Source organism: Streptomyces sp. P17, from assembly GCF_032436805.1.
Classification (GTDB): domain Bacteria; phylum Actinomycetota; class Actinomycetes; order Streptomycetales; family Streptomycetaceae; genus Streptomyces.
On the sequence record NZ_JAVRBF010000958.1, the window covers coordinates 1 to 265 of the forward strand.

1 protein-coding gene is annotated in these 265 nt (G+C 65.3%); it reads left to right on the top strand.

Features of this window, described 5'->3' with window-relative positions; all coding sequences use genetic code 11:
- Window positions 1-265, top strand: a 265-nt coding sequence (locus RMT89_RS43565; RefSeq protein ID WP_315889291.1) for an SDR family oxidoreductase, incomplete at both ends; no start/stop codon positions are given.

Genomic DNA, 265 nt, shown 5'->3' on the forward strand with positions numbered 1-265 from the left:
TGCTGCCGCTGATCGCCGACGGCGGCCAGATCGTGAATATCTCCTCCGGCGTGACGCGCTTCGTCAATCCGGACAGCATCGCCTACGCGACGCTCAAGGGCGCCGTCGAGGTGTTCACCCGCTATCTGGCGCACGACCTCGGGCCGCGAAACATCAACGTCAATACGGTGGCGCCGGGCGCGGTCCAGACCGATTTCAGCGGCGGTGTGGTGCGCGACAACCCAGTCGTTAACGAGCTGGTCTCGAAAATGACCGCGCTCGGCCG